This is a genomic window from Amycolatopsis coloradensis, from assembly GCF_037997115.1.
In the GTDB taxonomy this organism is placed as follows: Bacteria; Actinomycetota; Actinomycetes; order Mycobacteriales; family Pseudonocardiaceae; genus Amycolatopsis; species Amycolatopsis coloradensis_A.
Window position 1 is genome coordinate 3,436,048 of record NZ_CP150484.1, and the last position, 23,820, is coordinate 3,459,867.

General features: G+C 68.9%; 20 protein-coding genes and 1 pseudogene. 13 read left to right on the forward strand and 8 right to left on the reverse strand.

The features are described 5' to 3' along the window. Positions 1-46 precede the first annotated feature (46 nt). The 7 genes from LCL61_RS16465 (at position 47) to LCL61_RS16495 (ending at position 11,483) form a co-directional block, all read left to right on the forward strand. A complete protein-coding gene (locus LCL61_RS16465) occupies positions 47-496 on the forward strand; it encodes a single-stranded DNA-binding protein (protein ID WP_340687617.1) in 450 nt (149 codons plus the stop codon). A gap of 96 nt (positions 497-592) precedes the next feature. Then, positions 593-2,269, forward strand: a complete 1,677-nt coding sequence (gene ettA, locus LCL61_RS16470) for an energy-dependent translational throttle protein EttA (protein ID WP_125676410.1) — start codon at positions 593-595, stop codon at positions 2,267-2,269. Positions 2,270-2,285: 16 nt separating this feature from the next. Next, positions 2,286-4,766 (forward strand): hypothetical protein, encoded by a 2,481-nt coding sequence (locus LCL61_RS16475; RefSeq protein ID WP_340687618.1) that lies wholly within the window; start codon positions 2,286-2,288, stop codon positions 4,764-4,766. Positions 4,767-5,112: 346 nt separating this feature from the next. Continuing rightward, positions 5,113-10,086: an NAD-glutamate dehydrogenase gene (locus LCL61_RS16480; RefSeq protein WP_340687619.1), complete on the forward strand. Its 4,974-nt coding sequence runs from the start codon at positions 5,113-5,115 to the stop codon at positions 10,084-10,086. Then, entirely contained in the window at positions 10,086-10,505 is a 420-nt protein-coding gene (locus tag LCL61_RS16485) for a thioesterase family protein (RefSeq protein ID WP_340687620.1), read from the forward strand. The genes LCL61_RS16480 and LCL61_RS16485 overlap by 1 nt, the downstream gene beginning before the upstream one ends. Further along, complete coding sequence (locus LCL61_RS16490) at positions 10,498-11,133, forward strand: hypothetical protein (RefSeq protein ID WP_340687621.1); 636 nt, start codon at positions 10,498-10,500, stop codon at positions 11,131-11,133. Before LCL61_RS16485 ends, LCL61_RS16490 begins: the two co-directional genes overlap by 8 nt. A gap of 62 nt (positions 11,134-11,195) precedes the next feature. After that, entirely contained in the window at positions 11,196-11,483 is a 288-nt protein-coding gene (locus LCL61_RS16495) for a hypothetical protein (protein ID WP_340687622.1), read from the forward strand. A gap of 13 nt (positions 11,484-11,496) precedes the next feature. Here the strand turns inward: LCL61_RS16495 and LCL61_RS16500 are convergent, their stop codons facing one another. Further along, the gene (locus LCL61_RS16500) at positions 11,497-12,138 is read right to left on the reverse strand and encodes a DUF305 domain-containing protein (protein ID WP_340687623.1); all 642 of its coding nucleotides are present in this window, start codon (positions 12,136-12,138) and stop codon (positions 11,497-11,499) included. An 87-nt stretch (positions 12,139-12,225) separates the two neighbouring features. Here LCL61_RS16500 and LCL61_RS16505 point away from each other — a divergent pair, with 87 nt between their 5' ends. Next, positions 12,226-13,686, forward strand: coding sequence for a hypothetical protein (locus LCL61_RS16505; protein WP_340687624.1), 1,461 nt, complete (start codon positions 12,226-12,228; stop codon positions 13,684-13,686). Between the two features lie 112 nt (positions 13,687-13,798). On the opposite strand, the gene LCL61_RS16510 is transcribed toward LCL61_RS16505, so the two are convergent. The 3 genes from LCL61_RS16510 to LCL61_RS16520 are packed head-to-tail and all read right to left on the reverse strand — an operon-like array spanning position 13,799 to position 16,745. Beyond that, entirely contained in the window at positions 13,799-15,352 is a 1,554-nt protein-coding gene (locus LCL61_RS16510; RefSeq protein WP_340687625.1) for a glycoside hydrolase family 13 protein, read from the reverse strand. Continuing rightward, positions 15,352-15,747, reverse strand: a complete 396-nt coding sequence (locus LCL61_RS16515) for a globin (RefSeq protein ID WP_125676391.1) — start codon at positions 15,745-15,747, stop codon at positions 15,352-15,354. The genes LCL61_RS16510 and LCL61_RS16515 overlap by 1 nt, the downstream gene beginning before the upstream one ends. A gap of 20 nt (positions 15,748-15,767) precedes the next feature. Continuing rightward, positions 15,768-16,745 carry a mechanosensitive ion channel family protein gene (locus tag LCL61_RS16520; protein WP_340687626.1) on the reverse strand — a complete coding sequence of 326 codons (978 nt, stop codon included), beginning with the start codon at positions 16,743-16,745 and terminating at the stop codon, positions 15,768-15,770. A 411-nt stretch (positions 16,746-17,156) separates the two neighbouring features. Between LCL61_RS16520 and LCL61_RS16525 the strand changes: the two genes are divergently transcribed. After that, positions 17,157-17,651, forward strand: a complete 495-nt coding sequence (locus tag LCL61_RS16525) for an HNH endonuclease (RefSeq protein ID WP_340687627.1) — start codon at positions 17,157-17,159, stop codon at positions 17,649-17,651. 118 nt (positions 17,652-17,769) lie between these two features. On the opposite strand, the gene LCL61_RS16530 is transcribed toward LCL61_RS16525, so the two are convergent. Further along, positions 17,770-18,105 carry a hypothetical protein gene (locus LCL61_RS16530; protein ID WP_034313895.1) on the reverse strand — a complete coding sequence of 112 codons (336 nt, stop codon included), beginning with the start codon at positions 18,103-18,105 and terminating at the stop codon, positions 17,770-17,772. A gap of 291 nt (positions 18,106-18,396) precedes the next feature. Between LCL61_RS16530 and LCL61_RS16535 the strand changes: the two genes are divergently transcribed. Together LCL61_RS16535 and LCL61_RS16540 are read left to right on the forward strand one after the other, a co-directional pair. Continuing rightward, the gene (locus tag LCL61_RS16535) at positions 18,397-18,654 is read left to right on the forward strand and encodes a hypothetical protein (protein WP_340687628.1); all 258 of its coding nucleotides are present in this window, start codon (positions 18,397-18,399) and stop codon (positions 18,652-18,654) included. Next, on the forward strand, positions 18,641-19,123 hold the full coding sequence (locus tag LCL61_RS16540; protein WP_340687629.1) for a DUF5130 family protein: 483 nt from the start codon (positions 18,641-18,643) through the stop codon (positions 19,121-19,123). Before LCL61_RS16535 ends, LCL61_RS16540 begins: the two co-directional genes overlap by 14 nt. 64 nt (positions 19,124-19,187) lie before the next feature. Here LCL61_RS16540 and pepN read toward each other — a convergent pair. Further along, positions 19,188-20,993 (reverse strand): annotated as a pseudogene (gene pepN / locus LCL61_RS16545) (aminopeptidase N); the annotation flags it as partial. Positions 20,994-21,163: 170 nt separating this feature from the next. Between pepN and LCL61_RS16550 the strand changes: the two are divergent. Continuing rightward, positions 21,164-21,784: a disulfide bond formation protein DsbA gene (locus LCL61_RS16550; RefSeq protein ID WP_340687630.1), complete on the forward strand. Its 621-nt coding sequence runs from the start codon at positions 21,164-21,166 to the stop codon at positions 21,782-21,784. On the opposite strand, the gene LCL61_RS16555 is transcribed toward LCL61_RS16550, so the two are convergent. After that, positions 21,781-22,584 (reverse strand): MBL fold metallo-hydrolase, encoded by an 804-nt coding sequence (locus tag LCL61_RS16555; protein ID WP_340687631.1) that lies wholly within the window; start codon positions 22,582-22,584, stop codon positions 21,781-21,783. The two genes, LCL61_RS16550 and LCL61_RS16555, sit on opposite strands and share 4 nt — an antisense overlap. Next, the gene (locus LCL61_RS16560) at positions 22,581-23,300 is read right to left on the reverse strand and encodes a 2-phosphosulfolactate phosphatase (protein WP_340688609.1); all 720 of its coding nucleotides are present in this window, start codon (positions 23,298-23,300) and stop codon (positions 22,581-22,583) included. The genes LCL61_RS16555 and LCL61_RS16560 overlap by 4 nt, the downstream gene beginning before the upstream one ends. A gap of 45 nt (positions 23,301-23,345) precedes the next feature. Here LCL61_RS16560 and LCL61_RS16565 point away from each other — a divergent pair, with 45 nt between their 5' ends. Further along, complete coding sequence (locus LCL61_RS16565; protein ID WP_340687632.1) at positions 23,346-23,819, forward strand: ribose-5-phosphate isomerase; 474 nt, start codon at positions 23,346-23,348, stop codon at positions 23,817-23,819. Position 23,820 lies beyond the last annotated feature (1 nt).

The window sequence follows — 23,820 nt, forward strand, 5'->3', positions numbered from 1 at the left end:
ACGCCGGGAAGGTCCCGGAACGAGGAGAAGGGCGAGTGTGATGGCGATGGGCGAAACGTGGGTGACCATGATCGGCAACCTGACCAGCGAACCGGTCCACCATCCGGAGCGGGGGCACGGGCACGACGTCGTGTCGTTCGGCTTGCGGAGTGTCGAACGCCGGTACGACAAGGAAAGAGGGGAGTGGGGCGAGGGACGGCAGCTCGCGGTCAAGGTCACCTGCTGGCGCAAGCTGGCGATGGCGGCGTTCTCCTGCCTGAGCAAAGGCGACCCGGTGATCGTGGCCGGGCGGTTGCGCGGCGCCGAGACCGCGGAGGAGATCCCGGCACCTCTGGGTCTACCTGAGCTTGAGGCCTTCTCCATCGGCCCCAACCTGGCGCGTTGCTCGGCCGAGATCCACCGGTTGGGACGTGACCGGCCCAGGGCGATCCCGTCGGTGCCGCCGCCCGCCGGGAATCCCATGGTCACCGCGCTGGAGGAGGCGCCCGTGGGCTGAGGTTCCGATGCTCACTCAGTGATATCGGGCTGACTGTCGGTAGCTCGGTGGTGACCGCCGTCAAGGCCGCGATCGCCTCGCTCTACGATCGTTTGCATGGCCGAGTTCATCTACACCATGAAGAAGGTGCGCAAGACCGTCGGGGACAAGGTCATCCTCGACGACGTCAGCACCGCGTTCTACCCCGGCGCCAAGATCGGCGTGGTGGGGCCGAACGGCGCGGGTAAATCCACCGTTCTGAAGATCATGGCGGGGATCGAGCAGGCCAGCAACGGCGAAGCCTTCCTCCAGCCTGGCGCCAGCGTCGGCATCCTCATGCAGGAGCCGGAGCTCAACGAGGAAAAGACCGTCCGCGAAAACGTCGAAGAGGGCCTTGGCGACATCAAGGTCAAGCTCAACCGCTTCAACGAGGTCGCCGAGCTCATGGCGACCGACTACAGCGACGAGCTGATGGAAGAGATGGGCAAGCTCCAGGAGGAGCTCGACCACGCCGACGCGTGGGAGATCGACTCCACGGTCGAGCAGGCCATGGACGCGCTTCGCTGCCCGCCGCCGGACGAGCCGGTCACCCACCTCTCCGGTGGTGAGCGCCGCCGGGTCGCGCTGTGCAAGCTGCTCCTGTCCGCGCCCGACCTGCTGCTCCTCGACGAGCCCACCAACCATCTGGACGCCGAAAGCGTGCTGTGGCTGGAGCAGTTCCTCGCGAACTACGCCGGCGCCGTCCTCGCCGTCACCCACGACCGGTACTTCCTGGACAACGTCGCCGAGTGGATCATGGAGCTCGACCGCGGCCGCGTCGTCGGCTACGAGGGCAACTACTCGACATACCTGGAGAAGAAGCGCGAGCGTCTCGAGGTCCAGGGGAAGAAGGACGCCAAACTCGCCAAGCGGCTGAAGTCCGAACTCGAATGGGTCCGGTCCAACGCCAAGGCGCGCCAGACCAAGTCGCGGTCCCGGCTCGACCGCTACGAGGAGATGGCCGCGGAGGCGGACAAGCACCGCAAGCTCGACTTCGAAGAGATCCAGATCCCGCCGGGGCCCCGGCTGGGCAGTGTGGTCGTCGAGGTCGAGAAGCTGCGCAAAGGTTTTGACGACCGGGTGCTGATCGACGGGCTGTCGTTCGACCTGCCGCGCAACGGCATCGTCGGCGTGATCGGGCCGAACGGTGTCGGCAAGACGACCCTGTTCAAGACGATCGTCGGGCTCGAGGAGCCGGACGACGGCCGGGTCAAGATCGGCGAGACGGTCAAATTGTCCTATGTGGACCAGAACCGCGGCGGGATCGACCCGAAGAAGACGGTATGGGAGGTGGTTTCGGACAAGCTGGACTACATCCACGTCGGGCAGACCGAAATGCCCTCGCGTGCCTACGTCAGCGCGTTCGGTTTCAAGGGGCCGGACCAGCAGAAGCCGGCGGGCGTGCTCTCCGGTGGCGAGCGCAACCGGCTGAACCTGGCGCTGACCCTCAAGCAGGGCGGGAACTTGATCCTGCTCGACGAGCCGACGAACGACCTGGACGTCGAGACCTTGGGTTCGCTGGAGAACGCTCTCGAGCAGTTCCCCGGCTGCGCCGTGGTCATCTCGCACGACCGGTGGTTCCTCGACCGGGTCGCGACGCACATCCTCGCCTGGGAAGGCACGGACGAGAACCCCTCGCAATGGTTCTGGTTCGAAGGTAACTTCGAGGGCTACGAGAAGAACAAGGTCGAACGCCTCGGTGCCGAGGCGGCTCGTCCGCACCGCGTCACCCATCGCAAGCTGACCCGCGACTGAGGGCCGGGGGTTCCCCGTGGAAGCCAGCAAGCGCCAACGGCCGGGCTCGCCCACCACCATGGTGGGTGGGCGGACGGCTGCCACCGGGGGAACCCTGTCCGCTGTCGGCAGGCTGATCGAACGCGCGGACGCCCTGTACCTGAGGGCGCCCGAGCTCGCACTGGTCCTCGGGGAGCGCGCGGCCGCGCTCGCCGAGGCCGCCGGTGCCGACGAGCAGTGGATCCGCGCGGAGAGCCTGGTGGTGAGCGCCCGGGTCCGGCTCGGTGGCCGTCCCCGGACGGTCGGCCGGGCCGTGGCCGCCCTGCGCGCCGCGGAACACGCTGGCTACGGCGACATCGCCGCCCGGCTGAGGATCGATCTGGCGGTCTGCGCGCGCAGCGTGGGCATCCCGCTGACGGGTCTGGCCGCGCTGCGTCCGTTGCTGGCGGATCCGGCGGTTTCGCCCTCGCATCGGGCGGAGGCGTTGTGTCACCTCGTGGGCTGCTTGGCGCAATTCGGCCGCAAGGCGGAACTGGACCGGGTGCTCGCCGAAGCGGACAAGCTCGTGCTCGGCGACGGCTCGATGGCGGCGGATTCCCAGTTGCTGATCCGCGCGCTGCTGAGGGTCGGGGTATCGGCGCACCGTCGACGGCATGGTGACCTGACGTCGGCCGCCGACGCCGCGCGGACCGGGCTCGGCATGCTCGAAAAGCTCGGAAACCCGGAGGACGACGGAGGTCTCGTCCGGATCAGGCTGATCCTGCAACTCGTCTGCACGTTGCTGGACCGGGGCGACACGGAGATGGCGCAGGAGGTCGCGCAGCCGATCCTCGACGCGCCCGTCCGTGCCGCCGGGATCGCGCCCGCCGCGTGGCTGCGGCTGGCGGTGGCCACTCGTGTCCTGCTGCCCGCGGGATCCGGTGAAGCCGCGGGAATGCTCGTCCGTGAGGCGGTCGCTGGGGCCGAGGACCACAACCTGCACGCCGTCACGGCACGGCTGTGGCTGGAACTCGCGCAGATCGAGGAACGGCTCGGCCGGGCCGAGGAGGCCATCGGCTGCCTGCACCGTTCGCGTGCCGCCGAACATCTGCACGCCCGTGCGCGCAGGCAGGCGTGCAACGTCCTGGTCGGCGAATTCGGCGCGGCCGAGAACGCGGCGGTCGACCTCGACGACGTCCTGCGTGCCGTCGCCGCGCGGCCGGCCGCCGCCGCGGCGCCCGTTCCCGCGCCGGAACCGGCCGAGGTGACCGCGGTGATCCCGGCGATCGACGCGGCACCCCCGAAGCGTGCCGCTGCCGAGCCGCCGGTTCGCCGTGAGCCGCCGCAGCCCGTGCGGCAGAGCAGGCATGCCGAATCCGTGTCTGCGCGGTACACGCCGGTCGAACCTCCGCGCTCGGTGGAGCCTCCCGTGGCGCCGGTCGCGGAAAAGAGCGAAGCGCCGGTGCTGAAGCCGCCGTCCCGCCCCGAGCCCGCCAGGGAAGCGGTGGCGTCCGACAGCGACTGGCGCCGTCGCGTGCCGAAGAAGGCCAAGCCGTCGATCAGGTTCGAGCCCAAGGCCGAACCCGTCGCGCCGAAACTGCTGCCCCCGCCGAAGCCGGAGCCCGTGCCGCGCCCCGAACCGGTGTCGCGTCCGGAACCGGAGCCCGTGCGCCGTCGCCGTCAGGAGGAGCCCGCGGCTCGCGAGACCGTCGCCCCCGAACCGGCGATCGCCCGGCCGGAAACCCCGGCTCCGGTCACGCGGCGCCGGGCCGAGGAGCCGGTGCCCGTCGCGGCGTCGGAAACCGTCCCGCCTGAACTGCTTCTCGCTCCCGAACCCGCCGCCGAACCACGGCCGCGCGTGGCCGCGGAGACCCGTCCGCCGGGTACCGCCGCGCCGTTGTGGGAGAGCGACGAGTGGGCGGCCGAAGAGCGTGCGCGCCGATCCTCGGCGCCGGTCTCGCGCAAGACCAGGCACGACGTCGAACACGGGTCCGTGGCGGCGAAATCGGTACTGGACCGGCTTGGGATCTCCAGCACGGGCGGGCAGGGCGGTGGCCGCCGCCGCGCGGACGGCGTCGCGGATCCCGTGCGCCCCGAACCTGTCACCGAAGAACGCGCCGGCACCGGCCGTGCCCGCCGGGAGCAGCCTCCCGTCGAGTACAGCGAACCCGCCGTCCCGCTCGCGCCGCCGCCTCGGGAGGACCCGGCCGGGGTCCAGGAAAGCTCTCGTTCGAGCGCCAAGGAAGAGGTCGCTGATCCGTGGCTGCCGCGATTGCGGATGCCGCCGGCGCTGGACCCGCTGACCGATACCGGCTCCTGGCGGCCGATCACGCCGTTTCCGGAGAGCTACGCTCGCGCGATCGCGGAGGACGAGCCGCCGCCGGACGCCGGTCTCGCCGACCTGCTCGCCCGCGCGCTCGCGGAGCACCAGGCGGGTACCGCCAGTGCCGCCGCGCTCGTGAAGCAGCTCGGTTCCCAGGACTCGGGAAAGCGTCCCGTCAACGGCCACGACCGGCACCGCGCCAACGGCAGCGACTGACCCCGGGCGGTAGCAAAGGTCCCTTGCTTCCCACTTCAGTGGAGGCGGCGGTCGGCTTGAACGATTCAGCTAGCCGGGTGAGGTCATCCGAAGCGGCACCGCGCGGCAATGGGTGCTGGTCACCCCGGTGCGGCGGGCCGCCGCGAGGCCCGGACAGACCGCCGATGTGACCCGCGAGTAGCTGAACCGATCACGGCGATTCCGGTATCTGAGCAGGGAAATCTTCGACGGCCGGGAAGGACCCGGCCTTGTGGAGCCGACTGTCCGGAGCTGTAGGTTGGGTCTGGGCCGGTACAGAGTCGTGCCGGTCGCGGTGTCAATCTCGCTACAGTGGAGAGTTGCCTCAATGAGCTCGACGGGAGTCTCGTCCCCGCCCGGAAAAGATGTCGGCACCGAGGATGGCGCCCGGCGCCGGTCGGCGAACCCGGAGCAGATCCGGGACGACCTGATCGACGCCGCCGCGGCATACGCCCCGGAGATCGGCGACTTGATCCGCTTGTACTACCGGCACATCCCGGCCGAAGAGATTCTCGGTGACGACCCGGTCGACCTCGTCGGCGCCGTCCGCTCGCATCTGCAGCTCGCGAAGGACCGGATGCCCGGCCGTCCCGCGGTGCGGTTGCTGAACCCGACGGGCCCCGAAGACGGCTGGACGCGTGAGGCCACCGTCGTGCAGGTCGTCACGGACGACATGCCGTACCTGGTGGATTCGGTCGCGGCCGAGTTCGCGCGGGACGGGGTGCAGGTGCAGCGCATCGTGCACCCGATCGTCGTGGTGAGCCGGGATCTGACCGGTGAGCTGCTGGAGGTCCACCCGGACGCGGATCCGGCGGAGCCGCCGTCGAATTCGGCGGCCGAGTCGTGGATGTACATCGAGATCGACCTGGTGACGGACCCGAACCGTGCCCGCGAGCTGGACAACCGGCTGTCGTCCGTGCTGGGCGATGTGCGTGAGGTCGTCGAGGACACCGACAAGATGGCGGAGACGGCGCGCCGTCTCGCCGACGAGCTGGACGGGAACCCGCCGCGGCTGCCCGCGCACGAGGTCGCGGAGGGCGCCCGGCTGTTGCGCTGGCTCGCCGACGGCCACTTCACCTTCCTCGGTTACCGCCGTTACGAGCTGATCGACAACCCGCACCCGGACAGCGACGAGCCCGCCCTGCGCGCGGTGCTCGCCACCGGGCTGGGTGTGCTGCGCCAGGACAGCCTGGCCGCGCGCGGTCTCACCGCCGGTCCGGACACGGCGGCGTCCGCGCTCGCGCCGACGCTGCTGGTGCTGACCCAGGCGAGTGCGCCGTCCACGGTGCACCGCCCGGTGTATCCGTACTACGTCGGTGTGAAGACGTTCGACGACAACGGAAACGTCACCGGCGAGCACCGATTCCTCGGCATGTTCACCACCACCGCGCTGCACGAGAACGTGCTCGACATCCCGGTGGTCTGCAACCGGGTCCGCGAAGTCATCCACCGCGCGGGCTTCCCGATGGAGTCCTTCTCCGGCCAGCGGATGCTCGAAGTGCTGCAGAACTGGCCGCGCGCGGACCTGTTCTCGGCCGACACCGACTCGCTGTACTCGACGACGACGGGCGCGATCACGCTTTCGGATCGCAGACGGCTGCGCCTGTTCCTGCGCCGCGACCCGTACGGCCGTTTCTACTCGTGCCTCGTGTACCTCCCGCGTGACCGCTACACGACCCGTTCGCGGCTCGCGATGCAGGAGGTCCTGCTCGAAGAACTCGAAGGCACGCAACTGGAGTACAGCGCGCGCATCGGCGAGACCGTGCTCGCGCAGGTGCACTTCATCGTGCACACCGATCCGTCGCAGCGGTCCGAACCGGACACCCTGCGCATCCAGGAACGGCTCAACGAAGCCGTGCGCAGCTGGGACGACCGGATGGTCGAGGCGATCCTCGCCGAACGCCGCGGGCGCGCCGGGGACGGCGGCGCCCCGATCGGCCTGATGGGTGAAGAGTCCGCCGGTGAGCAGGGGCAGCGGTTCGCCGCTGTGTTCCCCGAGGGCTACAAGGAGGACTTCACCGCGCTCGAAGCGCTCGCCGACCTCCGTGCCCTGGAGTCGCTGACCGATGAGGGCGACCTGTCGATGTCGTTCTACCTGCCCGCCGACGCGGAGGCGGGGGAGCGGCGCTTCAAGCTGTACCTGCGCGGCGAGGGCGTCACCCTCTCTCAGGTGCTCCCGGTCCTGCAGCGGATGGGCGTCGAGGTCGTCGACGAACGGCCGTACGAACTGCGCCGCGAGGACGGCGGCCGGTCGTGGATCTACGACTTCGGCCTGCGGATCGACCCGCAGGTCCTCGACCACGCGGACAGCGACCTCCGTACCCGCTTCCAGGACGCCTTCCACGCCGCGTGGCGCGGCGACTGCGAGGTCGACGGCTTCAACGGCCTCGTCCTGCGCGCCGGGCTCACCTGGCGCCAGGCGGCCATCCTGCGCGCCTACTCGCGGTACCTGCGCCAGACGAAGATCCCGTTCTCGCAGGAGTACATCGAGAACACCGTCCTCGCGCACACCGACATCGCCACCGCGCTGGTGCGGCTGTTCGAGACGCGGTTCGACCTCGCGCTCGGCGACGAGGCCCGCGCGTCGCAGGCCGAGCAGCTCACCACCGAGATCGGCAAGCTGGTCGACGAGGTGACGAGCCTCGACGAGGACCGGATCCTGCGACGGCTGATGTCGGTCATCCTCGCCACGTTGCGGACGAACTACCACGTCACCGACGAAGACGGGAACTCCCGCCAGTACCTGGCGCTCAAGCTCGACCCGAGCGCGGTGCCCGAACTGCCCGAGCCGCGGCCGAAGTACGAGATCTTCGTGTACTCGCCCCGGATCGAGGGTGTGCATCTGCGCTTCGGCGACGTCGCGCGCGGTGGCCTGCGGTGGTCCGACCGCCGTGAGGACTTCCGCACGGAGATCCTCGGCCTGGTCAAGGCACAGGCGGTCAAGAACGCGGTCATCGTGCCTGTCGGCGCGAAGGGCGGCTTCGTCGTGAAGCGCCCGCCGGCGGCCACCGGTGACCCCGGGCTGGACCGTGACGCCCAGCTGAACGAGGGCATCGCCTGCTACCGGATGTTCATCTCCGGTCTGCTGGACGTGACCGACAACCGCGTCGAGGGCAAGACCGTCCCGGCGCCGCGGGTGGTACGCCACGACGGCGACGACAGCTACCTCGTGGTCGCGGCGGACAAGGGGACCGCGAAGTTCTCCGACATCGCGAACGAGGTCTCGGCGAACTACGGGTTCTGGCTCGGCGACGCCTTCGCGTCCGGTGGCTCGGTCGGCTACGACCACAAGGCCATGGGCATCACCGCGAAGGGTGCTTGGGAGAGCGTCAAGCGCAACTTCCGCGAGCTGGGCAAGGACACCCAGACCGAGGACTTCACCGTCGTCGGCATCGGCGACATGATGGGTGACGTCTTCGGCAACGGCATGCTGCTTTCGGAGCACATCCGGCTCGTGGCCGCCTTCAACCACATGCACATCTTCCTCGACCCGAACCCGGATTCGGCGACCTCGTTCGCCGAGCGGCGCAGGCTGTTCGACCTGCCGCGGTCGTCGTGGGAGGACTACGACCGCTCGCTGATCAGCGAGGGCGGCGGGATCTACTCGCGGTCCGCGAAGACGATCCCGGTCAGCCCGCAGGTCCGCGAAGCGCTCGGGCTCGCCGGGGACGTCACGAAGCTGGCGCCGAACGACCTCATGCAGGCGATCCTGCTGGCCCCGGTCGAACTGCTGTGGAACGGCGGCATCGGCACCTACGTCAAGGCCGAGACCGAATCCCACGCGGACGCGGGCGACAAGGCCAACGACGCCCTGCGCGTCAACGGGAAGCAGCTCCGCGTCAAGGTCGTCGGCGAGGGCGGGAACCTGGGCCTGACCCAGCTCGGCCGGATCGAGTTCGCCCGCGCGGGCGGCAAGATCAACACCGACGCGCTCGACAACTCGGCGGGCGTCGACTGCTCGGACCACGAGGTCAACATCAAGATCCTGCTGGACCACCTGGTCTCGACCGGATCGCTGGACGCAGAGCAGCGCAACGAACTGCTGGAGCAGATGACCGACGAGGTCGGCGAGCTGGTGCTGGCCGACAACTACCGGCAGAACGCCGTGCTCGGGGTCAGCCGGGCGCACGCCGGCCCGATGGTCTCGGTGCACCAGCGGCTCGTCGCGGCGCTGGTCGCGAAGGGCGCTTTCGACCGCAAGCTCGAAGCGCTGCCGAGTTCGGCGGAGTTCCGCGCGCTGGAGAAGGCGGGCGAAGGCCTCACCTCGCCGGAGCTGGCGACGCTGCTCGCGCACGTCAAGCTCGACCTGAAGGACGAGCTGCTGGCGAGCGAGCTGCCGGACTCCGAGGTGTTCTCGCGTCGTCTGCCCGAGTACTTCCCGAAGCCGCTTCGGGAGCGCTTCGGCGACGCGATCTTCCAGCACCCGCTGAAGCGCGAGATCATCACGACGATGGTGGCCAACGAGGTCGTCGACGGCGCCGGCATCTCGTACGTCTTCCGCCTGATGGAGGAGATGAACGCGACCGCGACCGACGCGGTCCGCGCCTACGCCGTGGTCACCCACGTGTACGACCTGCCGTCGCTGTGGGCCCAGATCGACGCGCTGGACAACGTCGTGCCGACCGAGGTCGCGGACGAGATGATGCTGGAAACCCGCAGGTTGCTCGACCGGGCCGCCCGCTGGTTCCTCACCAACCGGCCGCAGCCGCTGGCCCCGCTCGCCGAGATCAACCGGTTCGGCCGCGTCGTCGGTGAGCTGGCCCCGCGGGCGCACGAGCTGCTTCGCGGTGTCGAGCGCGCTTCGGTGGACGCGAACACCGAGCGGCTGATCGAGAAGGGCGTCCCGGCGGAACTCGCCGGACGGGTGGCGTTGCTGCTGCACACCTACGGCCTGCTCGACGTGACCGACGTCGCGGAGCTGGCCGAGCAGCAGGTGGGGATCGACGCGGTGCACACCCCGGCGGAGACCGCGGGCCTGTACTACGCGCTTTCCGACCACCTCGGCATCGACAAGATGCTGACGTCGATCAGTGGCCTCGAACGTGGCAACCGCTGGCACGCGCTCGCGCGGCTGGCGCTGCGGGACGACGTCTACGGTTCCTTGCGGACGATCACGCTGGACGCGTTGCGGCACAGCGATTCGGGTACCGACCCGGACGAGAAGATCGCCCATTGGGAGAAGACGAACGCTTCGCGGCTACAGCGGGCTCGCGTCGCACTGGACGAGATCAGCCAGTCCGGCAAGCTCGACCTGGCGACGCTGTCGGTGGCGGCGAGGCAGATCCGGAGCACGGTGAGGTAGTGGCGTACATTTCCCTGATCCGGCCGCGCTGGTCGGATATGGACGTCTACGGGCATGTCAACCACGCGAATCTGGTGACCCTGCTCGAAGAGGCACGGATCCCCCTGCTGTTCGGGGACGCCGTCCGCGCGGGGCTCACCGAACTGCCCAAGGGCATCGTGGTGGTGAAGCTGGCCGTCCATTACCGTTCGCCGATCGTGGTGTCCGATCAGGACATCCGGGTGGAGATCTCGTTGAAGGACTTGAAGCACGCCAGCTTCACCCTCGGTTACCGGGTGCACGGTGGCCCGGCAGAGGCCGACAAGGTCGCGGTCACCGCCGAGACGGTGCTCGCGCCGTTCGACACCGCGTCGGAGCGGCCCCGGCGGCTGACCGAGGACGAACGTGCCTTCCTGGAGAAGGGGTTCGCGGATGCCTGAGCTCGTCATCCCGGACGCGGGCGACCGCGAAACGCTCGGCGCGTTCGTGGCCAGGGCGGTCCGGCTCGACCAGAACACGCTGGTGCGCTTGCGCCAGCGCGGTGACGGCGTCGTCGAGGCGTGGTGCGCGACGCCGTTCGAGGTCCTCGCGACCAGGGCCGTGGCCGGTGACATCTCGCCTTCGGACATCACGGTGTCCGGCAACGAGCTGCTCGCCGCGCTGACCGTCGCCGGCGGCGAGCGCATGGATCCGGGGCCTGCCCGCGACCTGATGTGGCACTCCGAGCTGCCCGCCCCCGGCCGCTGGCAGCTGGTGGACGAGCTGCCGGCGACGGTGATCTCGGAGCTGGCCGATCGAGGGGTGACCCTCGCCCGCGACAACGTCGGCCCGCACGGCACGCCGCCGGCGTCGTTGATGGACCAGGCGGTGCTCACCGTTTCGGGCAACGAGCTGGAGATCAAGGTCCAGATGCGGTGCCTGTTCGCGCTGTCGGGGATGGGCTTCGTGGACTCGTCGATCGACGGCGACGTCGTCCGCGTCACCGCGACGGATTCGTGGATGCGCATCGACGCGCGGTACGGCGCGGTCCTCAAGCGCCGTCACGCGCTCCTGCCGCTGCTCTTCTGACGGCTTCCTTACGCTTCGCACCGCGGGTGGCTTCCGGCCGCCCGCGGTGTCAGGCTGTCTCCATGAGCGATAAGGACGCCGGTAAGGACGGGGAAGACCCGACCGCGGACTTCCTCGCCGAGGTCCGGCCGGAGGAGACCCCGTGGCGGACCGAGCGCCCGCCGGGTGAGGAGGCGCCGGAACGCGCCGAACGCCCGGAGAAGTGGGGACGTGCCAGATCCGCCGGACGGGCCGCGGCGAAGGCGGCTCCCTACGTCCAGGCCGCCGCGCTGGCGACGTGGATCGTCTCGGGCACCCTCGACGACTCGGGCGACTCCGGGTTCGACATGGGCTCCTCCGGCGACGCCTGACTCCCCCGAGGGTTCAGAGCTTTCCGCGCATGGTCTTCATCCGCTCGATCTCGGCGGACTGGCCGGTGATGACCTCCTGCGCCATCTCCTGCGCCTTGATCTCCACACCCTTGCCGAGCTGGGCTTCGGCCATGGTCAGCGCGCCCTGGTGGTGCGCGATCATGAGGTCGAGGAACAGCTTTTCGAACGCCACCCCGTTCGCCGCGCGCAGCTCCGCCAGCTGGGCCTCGGTCGCCATGCCCGGCATGAGCGCGTGATCGTGCCCGCCACCGTGGCCCGCGTGCCCTTCGCCCGGCACCGGCTTGCCGCGGTCGGACAACCAGGTCTTCATCATCGTGACCTCGCCGTCCTGCGCGACCGAGATCCGCCCGGCGATCGCCCGGATCTGCTCGTTCGCCGTCTTTCCCGGCACCAGATCGGTCATCACCTTCGCCTGCTGGTGATGGGGGATCATCATCGTCATGTACTCGACGTCGGCCTCGTTGGGCTGATCGCGGTTCACTGGGGCGGGGGAGCCGGTCCCCGCCTGCTCTCCGGGCTTCCCGGGCACGATCACCGGAGCGCTTTGGGCCGGTTGCGCCGGAGTTTCGTCGCCGGTGCAGCCCGAGACTACGAAAGCAGCGGCGACCAGTGCCGATGTCAAACTTTTTCTCATCCCGGGAGTTCCTCCGTTGGTCGGTATCTGTTGAGCCTAAATAAGGAATAAGGTGCGCGTAAAGCTGGGTGGAAGGAGAGCCATATCGTGCTGCAGCCTGGGCTGAAACGCCGCTTGACCAGGGTCTTCGTGTCGGCGGCCGCAGTCGCCGCCCTCGGGGCTTCCAGCGCGCTCGCCGCGCCGGCCGTCATCGCCGAACCGTCGGCGACCGCGATTCCGGGCGTGGACGAGATCGTCCACAGCCCCAACCTCCGGTCGATCGCGAACGTCCCGCAGCAGGGACCGTTCACCAAGGACTCGACCGGCACCGACATCGCGTTCACCAAGGGACACGCGATCGTCGGCACCTACGACGGGTTCAACGTCTACGACGTCCGCAACCCGTACCGCCCGAAGATCGTCAGCCAGGTCCTGTGCCCCGGCGGGCAGAACGACGTGTCGATCTCCGGCGACCTGCTCTTCCTGTCGACCGACTCGTCGCGCAGCGACAACTCGTGCAACAGCGTCTCGAAGCCCGCCTCGGAGAAGTCGGCGTGGGAGGGCATCAAGATCTTCGACATCTCGAACCTCGCGGCGCCGAAGTACGTAGCGGCGATCGAGACCGACTGCGGTTCGCACACCAACACCCTGGTGCCGGACAAGCGCGGCAAGGACGTCTACATCTACGTCTCGTCGTACGCGCCGGCGGCCAACCTGCCCGACTGTCAGCCGCCGCACGACAAGCTGTCGATCATCAAGGTACCCGTGAAGGACCCGGCGAAGGCTTCGCTGGTCGCGACGCCGGTGCTGTTCCCGGCGGACGACGGCGGCGGCAACCCCGGCGGCACCAACCCCGACGGCACCCGCCGGTCGGCGACCACCGGCTGCCACGACCTGACGGCGCTGCCGGAGAAGGACCTGATGGCCGGTGCCTGCATGGGTGACGGCGTCCTGCTCGACATCTCCGACCGGCTCAAGCCGCGGGTCCTCAACCGCGTGCAGGACAACGTGAACTTCGCGTTCTGGCACAGCGCCACCTTCAACAACGACGCCACCAAGATCGTCTTCACCGACGAGCTCGGTGGCGGCGGGATGGCGACCTGCCTCGAGAAGTTCGGCTCCACCCGCGGCGCCAACGGCATCTACCAGATCACCGGCCGCGGCGACGACCGCAAGCTGGAGTTCGTCAGCTACTACAAGATCCCGCGCCTGCAGTCCGAGACCGAGAACTGTGTGGCGCACAACGGTTCGCTGATCCCGGTGCCGGGCAAGGACATCATGGTCCAGTCCTGGTACCAGGGCGGCGTCTCGGTGTGGGACTTCACCGACGCGAAGAACCCGAAGGAGATCGCGTTCTGGGAGCGTGGCCCGCTCTCGAACGAGAAGCTCGTCGGCGGTGGGACGTGGTCGGCTTACTGGTACAACGGCCACATCTACTCGTCCGACATCGTGAAGGGCCTGGACGTCCTGGACCTCAACGACTGGCGGACCTTCCCGGCGAAGCTCGTCCGGCAGAACGAGTTCAACGCCCAGACGCAGTACAAGCTGCACCCGGGCTTCAACAAGTGATCGCCTAGCGTGCAATGAAAGGCCCCTTCATCGCAAAATTTGCGATGNTCCTGCGGCCGCTGCCGAAGCTGAGTCTCGCCGGCCGCGCCTTTCATTGCGTTCGAGGGGCCGCTCAGACGAGCCAGGCGGCCGCGTCCGGCGGCAGTTTGCCGTTCACCAGCGGAACGCTCGACAGCAGTACCTCACCCGGCGGCAGTGCGATCGGGCTCGCCGACGTGTTCAGCGCGCACACCAGCCCGCCGCCGCGCCGCCGGAACGCGAAACATCCCGCGGGCGCGCCGTACCATTCGAGGTCGTCGCCGCGGAAAGCCTTGTGCGACTTACGGATCTCGATCGCCCGCCGGTACAGCGACAGCGTCGACGCCGGATCCTCCAGCTGCGCTTCCACGGTCACCGAGGCCCACGAAGCGGGCATCGGCAGCCACGTGCGCGGATTGCGCGAGAACCCGAAGGGCGGCAGGTCGCCTTCCCACGGCAGCGGCACCCGTGACGCGTCCCGGCCGAACTCGGCGCCGGAGGTCTTGGCCCGCGGGTCCGCGAGCGCTTCCGGCGGGAGGTCGACGTTGCCGAGCCCCAGTTCTTCGCCGTTGTACAGATAGACCGCCCCGGGCAGCGCGAGCTCGACGAGCGCCATCGCCCGCGCGCGCCGGACGCCGCGTTCACCGTCGCCGTACCGGCTGACCTGCCGCCAGACGTCGTGGTTGCTCAACGTCCAGGTGGCGGGCGCTCCGGCGGACTTCGGCACCGCCAGCGACCGCTCGATGGCCGTCCGCAGCGCGTCCGCGTCGAAATGCGTGAGCACGAGCCGGAAGTTGAACGCCAGGTGCAGCTCGTCGGGCCGCAGGTAGCGCGCGAGACGTTCCTCGTCGGTCACCCAGATCTCGCCGACGGCCATGGTGCCCGGGTACTCGTCGAGCACCTTGCGGATCATCTGGTGGATCTCGTGGACACGGTCGTTGTCGAACCGCGGATCGTAGAACTCGCTCGGCCCGAGCGCGTTCACCCGTGGGTCCATGTCCGGCAGGCCCGGCGGTTTCGCCATGCCGTGCGCGACGTCGACGCGGAAGCCGTCCACACCGTGGTCCAGCCAGAACCGCAGGGTCCGCTCCAGATCGGCGGCGACCTCGTGGTTGGTCCAGTTCAGGTCCGGCTGCTGCGGCGAGAACAGATGCAGGTACCACTGGCCGTCCGGGACCCGCGTCCACGCCGGGCCGCCGAAAGCGCTGATCCAGTTGTTCGGCGGCTGGTCGCCGCGCGGGCCGAGCCCGTCGCGGAAGATGTAGCGATCCCGTTCCGGGCTGCCCGGCGGCGCCGCCATCGCCGATTTGAACCAGGCGTGGGTGTTGCTGGTGTGGTTGGGGACGACGTCGACGGTGACCTTGATGCCGCGTTTGTGCGCCTCGGTCAGCAGGACGTCGAAATCGCCGAGGGTGCCGAACATCGGGTCGACGTCGCGCGGGTCGGCGATGTCGTAGCCATGGTCGGCCATGGGGGAGCGGTAGAACGGCGCCAGCCACAGCGCGTCGACCCCGAGCAGCTCCAGGTACCCGAGCTTGCCGCGGATGCCTTCGAGGTCACCGACGCCGTCCCCGTCCGAATCGGCGAACGAGCGTACGTAGACCTGGTAGAAGACCGCCTGAGCCCACCAAGCCACGTCGCGTTCCATCACACGAAGCTGTTCATCATGCTGTTGGCGGCCATCTCCAGGTACGCCCACAGTTGCGAGCGGTAGGGCTCCTCGATGTTCTCCTCGTCGACCGCGATCTTGATGCAGCGCAGCCAGGCGTCGCGTTCGATCGGGCCGATCTTGAACGGAGCGTGCCGCATCCGCAGCCGAGGGTGACCGCGCTGGTCCGAGTAGGTGTGCGGGCCACCCCAGTACTGCATGAGGAACAGCCGGAAACGTTCCTCGGCCGGGCCGAGGTCCTCCTCCGGGTACAGCGGGCGAAGCACCTCGTCGACCGCCACTTCGGCGTAGAACCGCGCGACGATCCGGGTGAAGACCGGTTCACCGCCGATCGCTTCGTACAGGGTGGTGGGGTCAGGTTCGGTCACGGACACAGCTCCATTCTGCCCTTGTCCTACTGCGCGGCGGGGCCGGACGACATAAAGCGCCCCAGAGGAGGCTCGAAGCCCGCTTCGTCGAGCGCGGCGAGCAGATGCGCACGCAGCGCACGCTGCACGGCCCACTGCTTGCCCGGCCGGACCTTCACGGTCAGGCGAAGCTTGATGCTCTCGGGGGTGACGGTCTCCACGCCGAGCATCTCCGGCGGTTCCAGCACGTTCGGTGCGAGCCCTTCGCTCTCCAGGAGCGTCTTCGCCTTCTCGGCCATCAGCTCGGTGGCCTTCTCGACGTCGGCCGAGTAGCTGAGCGGAACGTCGACGACGGCGACCGCGAAGCCCTGGCTCGAGTTGCCGACCCGCAGCACCTCGCCGTTGCGCACGTACCAGACGGTGCCGTTGATGTCACGCAAGGTGGTGATCCGGAGGCCCACGGCCTCGACGGTGCCGGACGCCTCGCCGACGTCGACGACGTCACCCACGCCGTACTGGTCCTCGATCATCATGAACATGCCGGACAGGAAGTCCTTGACCAGGTTCTGCGCGCCGAACCCGAGCGCCACGCCGACGATGCCCGCCGAAGCGATGATCGGCGCGAGGTCGATGCCCAGTTCGCCCAGCACCAGGATGAACGCGAGGCCGTAGATCAGGAACGTCGCCATCGACTTGAGCACCGAGCCGATGGTGGCGGCGCGCTGACGGCGCCGTTCCATCACCGCCGACCCGAGCACTTCGGGAGCCTTCTCCCGCAGCGGTCTCAACAGGGCGGGCAGTTTCGACGAGCCGCTCGGCATCCGCGTCACGCGGTTGATCAGGCGTCGCACCAAATACCGCAGCAGGAACGCCACGGCGATGATCATCAGGATCCTGAGCGGCTTCGTCAGCAGCCAGCCCGCGGACGCGGAGAGCCATTCGTTCTTTGTGACCTGGAACACCTGGTAGCACAGGCTGCCGGCCTCGCGTGTGCAGGCCGGGGGTTCGGTGGGCAGCAGGTTCACGGAGAGGAAATGTCCTTTCGTACTCGGCGGGGGATCGGTCACGCCGCTCGGCCCCGGCGGAGGCGGAACAGCCAACTTCATGTGGCCGCCGGGTCGCGCGCATGTGACACGTCCAGTAACACACGTGCACTTTGGGGCTGATCTGTGGTCGACTATGCCTGCACCGGTGGAGGTGGTCGAGTGCCAGACCGACAACCCATCCCCCTCGGCGTCCCGAGCCAAGCCTTGGCCGGACAGGCGCCGGAGGCCGTGTTGCGCGCCCATCCGGGAGGTGCCCCCTCGCACGGGGCTCCACCGGGCGGGCCGGGAACGCGGCCAGGGGGTGTTGCCCGCCCGCCCGGACAGCGTAGAGGGCGGGACCCGTCGACTACGGCGGCACCCACTACGACATCGTGGGGCCGCAGACGGGTATTGCTGTTGAACGCCACGTTCGAACCGCTCACGGCGCTGCCGTTGCGGCGCGCGGTGGTCCTCGTGATGTGCGGCAAGGCCGAGGTGGTGCACGGAGACCCGGCGGGGATCGAATTGCACGCCGCCACGGTCTCGCTGCCCGTGCCTTCGGTGATCCGGCTGAGCACCTACGTGCGCGTGCCCTACCGCGCGCAGGTGCCGCTGACCCGGGCCGGGCTGATGCACCGCGACCGGTACCGCTGCGCCTACTGCGGAGGGCGGGCCGAGACCATCGACCACGTCGTCCCGCGCAGTCGCGGTGGCCCCCACAGCTGGACGAACTGCGTGGCCTGCTGTGCCAAGTGCAACCACCGGAAGGCGGACAAGCTGCTTGCCGAGATCGGCTGGCGCCTGCGCGTCGTGCCGAGGGCCCCGCACGGGCCGCACTGGCGGCTGCTCGCGCATTCGAAGGAGGCCGACCCGTTGTGGCGGCCGTACCTGGGAACCGCGGCCTGATCAGACCGCGAACACGTCGGCGCCCCGGCTGCCTTTCGGCGGCCGGGGCGGGCCGATGATGCCGTGATGAAGCTCGTTACGAGTACGCCGTCCCCTGCTTAGCCGGTCGTGCTCGATCTCAGGCGGCGAGCGAGAAGTCGCTCTGGCAGGTGACGCGGGTGCCACGGGTGACCCGGGTGCCGCGAGTGACACGCGTGCCGCAGGTGACGCGCGTTCCGGCGGTCACGCGGGTGCCTCGGGTGACGCGGGTGCCGCGGGTGACCCGGGTTCCGGCGGTGACGCGGGTGCCTCGGGTGACCCGGGTGCCGGCGGTGACCCGCGTACCGCGAGTGACACGAGTACCGCGCGTAACCCGTGTGCCCGCCGTCACACGCGTACCGGGGACGAATTCAATTTCGAAGAGTGACGAAATGTCGTCGATGATCGCCTGGCCGGGTGTCTGGGTGCTCTGCATGACATGTCCTCCTGCGACCGGTGCGTTACCTGCTGGGGTGGGGGAGCTGGGCGCAAGGCCCGTACAGGTGAAAAAGCTACGAGGATTTCAAGGCCGCGACAAGACGACAGCGCCGGGTGCGGCCGCCCGTACGTTGAGTTGCAACCTTTCGGCCTTGCGGGCTTCGCCCCAACGTGGGAGCGCTTTCGCGGCAAGCGGCGGACGGCCCCCGCCGGACGACGAGCGGTAGGTGCCGCGGCCCATACCCGTGCGAGCGGGTGCGGCCCCGCGCCATCGGATACGCTCACGCGCGTGAACCTTGTCGAGACGATCCTGGTCTTCGCGGTGATCCCCTTGGTCATCTACGCGCTTTGCGGGGTGGCCACGCTGCGGTCGAAGGGCGCGGGCGCCGCCCGGTACCGGCCGGGGCAGCCGTGGGAGTACCCGGCCATGTGGTGGAGCGCCAACCCCGACGGTGTCGGCGCCAGGCATTCGCACGCGGGCGGCGCGACCGCCGTCGGTGCGGCGGACGGAGCTTCGGTGACGGGAGGCGCTCGTGGCAACTGGTGAACTGACCCATTCGTCCACCGCTGTTGACGAAGAGCCCGGTTACGGCGCCGCCGTTACTTCGAGCGGCCGGATTTCCGCCGCCAAGATGTACGAACCGGCTGGTCCGAACAGCCCATTCACGACCCAGCAGCTTGCCCGGCTGGACGAGGCGCTGACCCTGGCCAGCCGCGAGACCGGCCTGGACTTCAGCGTGTATCTCGGCGACCTCGGCGAGGACACCCGCGTCACCGCCGAAGGCCTGCTGAGCTCGACCGACAACCCGGCCGACGGCGTGATCGTCGCCGTGTCGCCCGGCCAGCGCGTCATCGAGATCGTGACGGGCTCGCAGGCCCGGCACCGCCTGCCCGACCGCGGCGCGAAGCTCGCCGTGGCCAGCATGGTCGCCTCCTTCAAGGAAGGCGACCTCATCGGCGGCCTCGTGAACGCCCTCCGCATGCTGAGCGACCAGGCAGGCGCTCCGCAGCACTGACGGAGCTGAAGGGGACTTTCCCCGCATAAGACGCAGCAAAGGGGCCCTTCACCGCATCCGCGGGTTCGCGAAGCAGCTNGCGCTGCACCAGGGTGACGAAGTCGCGGGCCTTGAGCTCGGCCTCGCGCGTCATCTCCCACGCCGCCGACCAGCACAGCGTGCGGGGCAGCGGTTCGGTGATGTCGGCGATGCGGTCGATCAGGGTGGTCAGCGACGCCGGGTCGAGCCGCATCGTGCAGTAGGTCAGGTCGTCGTCGTTGACCAGCACGAGCTTGCCGGCCGGGAGACCGATCAGCCCCGGCACCTCGGTGCGCTCGCCGTCGACGTCGAGTTCGACGCGGTGCTTGCGGACGATCTTGCCGTTCTCGTCCTCGTCGTAGACGCCGACCGCGACCCGGTGCGTGCGCAGCTCACCGGCACCCGGCTTGGCACCGGTCTGGGTGACGGCGAACGAGGTGTACGTGCCGTCGGCGCCGACCTCGTAGCGCGGGCTCAGCGAGTTGAGACCGGTGGTCTCCAGCCACTGCGCGCTCCACCACGACAGGTCGCGGCCCGAGGCCGCTTCCAGCGCGCCCAGCAGATCCGACAGGGTCGCGTTGCCCCAGGCGTGCTTGCCGAAGTAGACCTTGAGGCCTTCGAGGAAGTGCTCGAGCCCGACGTAGGCGACGAGTTGCTTGAGCACGCTCGCGCCCTTGGCGTAGGTGATGCCGTCGAAGTTCACCTCGACCGCGTGCAGGTCGACGATGTCCGCGGCGATCGGATGCGTCGAGGGCAGCTGGTCCTGCCGGTACGCCCACGACTTCTCGATGTTCGCGAAGCTGGTCCACGCGTTCTTGTACTCGGTGGCCTCGGCCTGGGCCAGCACACTCGCGAAGGTCGCGAACGACTCGTTCAGCCACAGGTCGTCCCACCAGCGCATGGTGACCAGGTCGCCGAACCACATGTGCGCCATCTCGTGCAGCAGCGTCTCGGCGCGGCGCTCGTAGGCGTAGCGGGTGACGCGGCTGCGGAAGACGTAGTCCTCCAGGAACGTGACCGCGCCGGCGTTCTCCATCGCGCCCGCGTTGAACTCCGGCACGAACAGCTGGTCGTACTTGGAGAACGGATACGGGGTCGCGAACTTCTCGTGGTAGAAGGCGAAACCCTGCTTGGTCTCGGTGAAGAGCTTGTCCGCGTCCATGTGCTCGGCGAGCGAGGCGCGGCAGTAGATGCCCAGCGGGATGGTGCGGTGCTCGTCGGTGAATTCGTCGCGCCACTCGCTGTACGGGCCCGCGATCAGCGCGACCAGGTAGGTCGAGATCCGCTCGGACACCTTGAACACGGTGCGGACGGCCCCTTCCGGGGTCTCCTCGGCCGACTCGACCAGCGCGTTCGAAATGACCTTCCAGTCCTTCGGCGCGGTCACGGTGAGCCGGTAGACCGACTTGAGGTCGGGCTGGTCGAAGCAGGCGAACATGCGCTTCGCGTCCGCGGTCTCGAACTGCGTGTAGAGGTAGACGCCGTCGTCGACCGGGTCGACGAACCGGTGCAGGCCCTCGCCGGTGTTCATGTACCGGCAGACCGCGTCCACGACGAGCTCGTTCGACTCGGCGAGCGCGGGCAGCTCGACGCCCTTGTCCTCGACGTACCCGCTGACGTCGAGTTCCGTTTCGTTGAGGACGGCCGACTCGATCCCCTCTGCGACGATGTCGACCCACGACGCCTCGCCGCTTCTGACGCTGGCGAACTTGATCGTCGTCTTCGACGTGAAGGTCTTCTCACCGGGACCGCCGCGGCCGTCGGTCAGATCCAGCTCGATGTCGTAGGACTCGACGTCGAGCAGCTCCGCGCGCAGCTTGGCTTGGTCTCGGGTCAGGTTGGGGGCGGGCACTGGCACCTCTGGTCATCGGTATCGGTTTTGGTTTCCAACTACAGGCATCCAATCATGTCGAGGCCCGTGCTGACGACGGGAACAACGCCGACGGCCGCGATGTTGGCTCGCTGTGTAGCACCCTGTGTGTGTACCGGCCCACCCCAAGACGATGGCACTGGGAGAACCTGATGACCGCCCCGTCCGAGAAGACCAAGGTCGACTTCTACTTCGATCCGATCTGCCCCTTCGCCTGGATCAGCTCGCGCTGGATCCTCGAAGTGGAGAAGCACCGCGACCTCGACCTGAGGTTCCGGATCATGAGCCTGTCCGAGCTCAACAGCGGCCGCGACGACCTGCCTGAGCAGTACAAGGAGCTCTTGGACCGCGGCTGGGGCCCCGTCCGCGTCGCCACCGCGCTCGCGCAGAAGAACGGCGAGGAGGCCCTGCGCGACTTCTACACGGAGTTCGGCACGCGCCACCACAACCAGGGCGACAAGGACATCCCGAAGGTCATCAAGGAGACCCTCGAAGCCATCGGCGCGCCGGCCGAGCTGGCCGACGCCGCGGAGTCGGCCGAGTACGACGAAGCGCTGAGGAAGAGTCACTACGAAGGTATGAATCCGGTCGGAATGGACGTCGGCACCCCGACCATCCACATCGACGGAGTCGCCTTCTTCGGCCCGGTGCTCAGCTCGATCCCGCGTGGCGAGGACGCCGTCAAGGTTTTCGATGGCGCCCGCGCGCTGGCGAGCTACCCGGACTTCTTCGAGCTGAAGCGCACCCGGTCCGGTGAGCTGAACTTCGACTAAGGCGTTTCCAGGGCGGCCTTGGTGACATCGCCGGGGTAGGAGGACCTCGCGACGGCTTCGTCCGTCGTGAGGTCTCCGGCCGCGATCCGGTTCTTGAGCGCGACAAGCTCGCGCAGCCCGTCGCGGTGCTTCTCGATGAACGCGGTATCGACGGGGTCCCCGTGCCCGGCCACGATGATCTTCGGCTCCAGCGCGAGGATCGCGTCCATCACGCCGGGCCATTCGGCCAGGAAACTGCCGTCGTTGAACGAGAACGCGCTGAAGCCTGCTTCGGCGTTCTCGACGGCGTCGCCCGCGTAGACGACTCCCGCGTCCGGCACGTGCACGAACAGGTCGTGGTCGGTGTGCGCCCGGCCGAGGAACCGCAGCACGGCGGTGCGGCCGCCGAGGTCGATCTCGGCGCTGTCCGTGACCGGCTTGTCCGGCAGGGTGATCTCAGTGCGCTCCAGCGCCTCCGCCATCTCAGGCCGGTTTTCGCCGAGGTAGTACTGGATCCACTTGCGCCGCGCGCCCTCGCCGTCGGTGGTCAGCTCGGTCAGGCACCGTTCGTGCGCCCAGACGTCGCACGGCAGGAACGCCGTCGTGCCGAAGGCGTGGTCGAAATGGGCGTGGGTGTAGACGACCGACCACGGCAGCGGCGTGATCTCCCGTACCGCCGCGGCCAGTTCGGCGCCCTGGTCGACATCGCCGCGGACGTCGACGACCAGGCAGCGCTCACTGCCCACGACGAGGCCGACGGTCAGGTCCAGCTCCTCGTAACGGCGGGCGTACACGCCGTCCGCGAGTTCGAGCCAAGTCACGAATCCTCCAGAATTCCGTTGCGCAGCACAGGAATCGTGCCGCTGCTATCGAGCATCGCGGCGAGCCGCACGTCGTTCGCGTGCCCGGCCGCGGCGAGCTCGCGTCCTGAAGAACACTCCGTCAGTGCTTCGGCGATGTCGATCGCTTTTGCCGCGACGGCGGCGAGACGGGCTTCGGCGGACGGCCGGCCGTAGCCGTCCAGCGCCGAGACGATCGCTCCCGCGCCGAGCTGGTCCTCGACGCACGGCCGCAGCGGCCCGAACGTCTTGGTTTCGGTGCGGATGTCGATGCCCCAGCGTTCCCCGGCCGGGACGACGCCGATCGGCCGACCGTTCGCCAGCTCCGCCGCGCGGGCGGCGACGGCGGTCGCGTTGCGCAGGCATCCCGTCAGGACGATGGCACCGGTCGTGGCGGCGGTGTCGCATAGCGTGGCGCCGTTGGGCGAGGGGAGCGCCAGGAGGGTGCCGGAAGGGATTTCCGTCACAGACGAAGGTCGTAAGGTCCAGCGTTTTTCACCCGCGAGGATGGCGCCTCGCGCTTTCGCGGCCTTCTCACCGCGCTGGTCGCGCCAGCGGACCGGCAGCACGCGGCCGCCGTTGCCGAGCACGAGATCCGTTGTGGTGCAGAAGGAAAGCACGTCGACGATGACGAGAACGGCACAGTCCGCGCCCAGGGCGGTGACGCCCTCGCTTCCCCATTCGAGTCTGATGTCCACCCCCACAGCATGCTCGCCCCGGAACGTGATGGCAGACTCCGCGCTGTGCGTGTTTACCTTGGCTCTGACCATGCCGGTTTCGAACTGAAGAACCACCTCGTGGCCCACCTCAAGGAGCGGGGCCACGACGTCGAGGACGTCGGTCCCTTCGTCTACGACGCGGCCGACGACTACCCCGCCTTCTGCATCGAGGCGGCCCGTCGTGTCGTCGCGGACGAGGGCAGCCTCGGAATCGTCGTCGGCGGCTCCGGCAACGGCGAGCAGATCGCGGCCAACAAGGTGAAGGGCGCTCGCGCCGGCCTCGCGTGGAGCGTCGAGACCGCGAAGCTCACCCGCGAGCACAACCACGCCCAGCTGATCGGCGTCGGCGCGCGGATGCACACCACCGAAGAGGCCACGGAGATCGTCGAGGCGTTCCTCGCGACCCCGCCGAGCCCGGACGAGCGCCACGGCCGCCGCGTCCAGCAGATCCTGGACTACGAGAACACCGGCTGGCCGCCGCCGCTGCCCGAGCACTGAC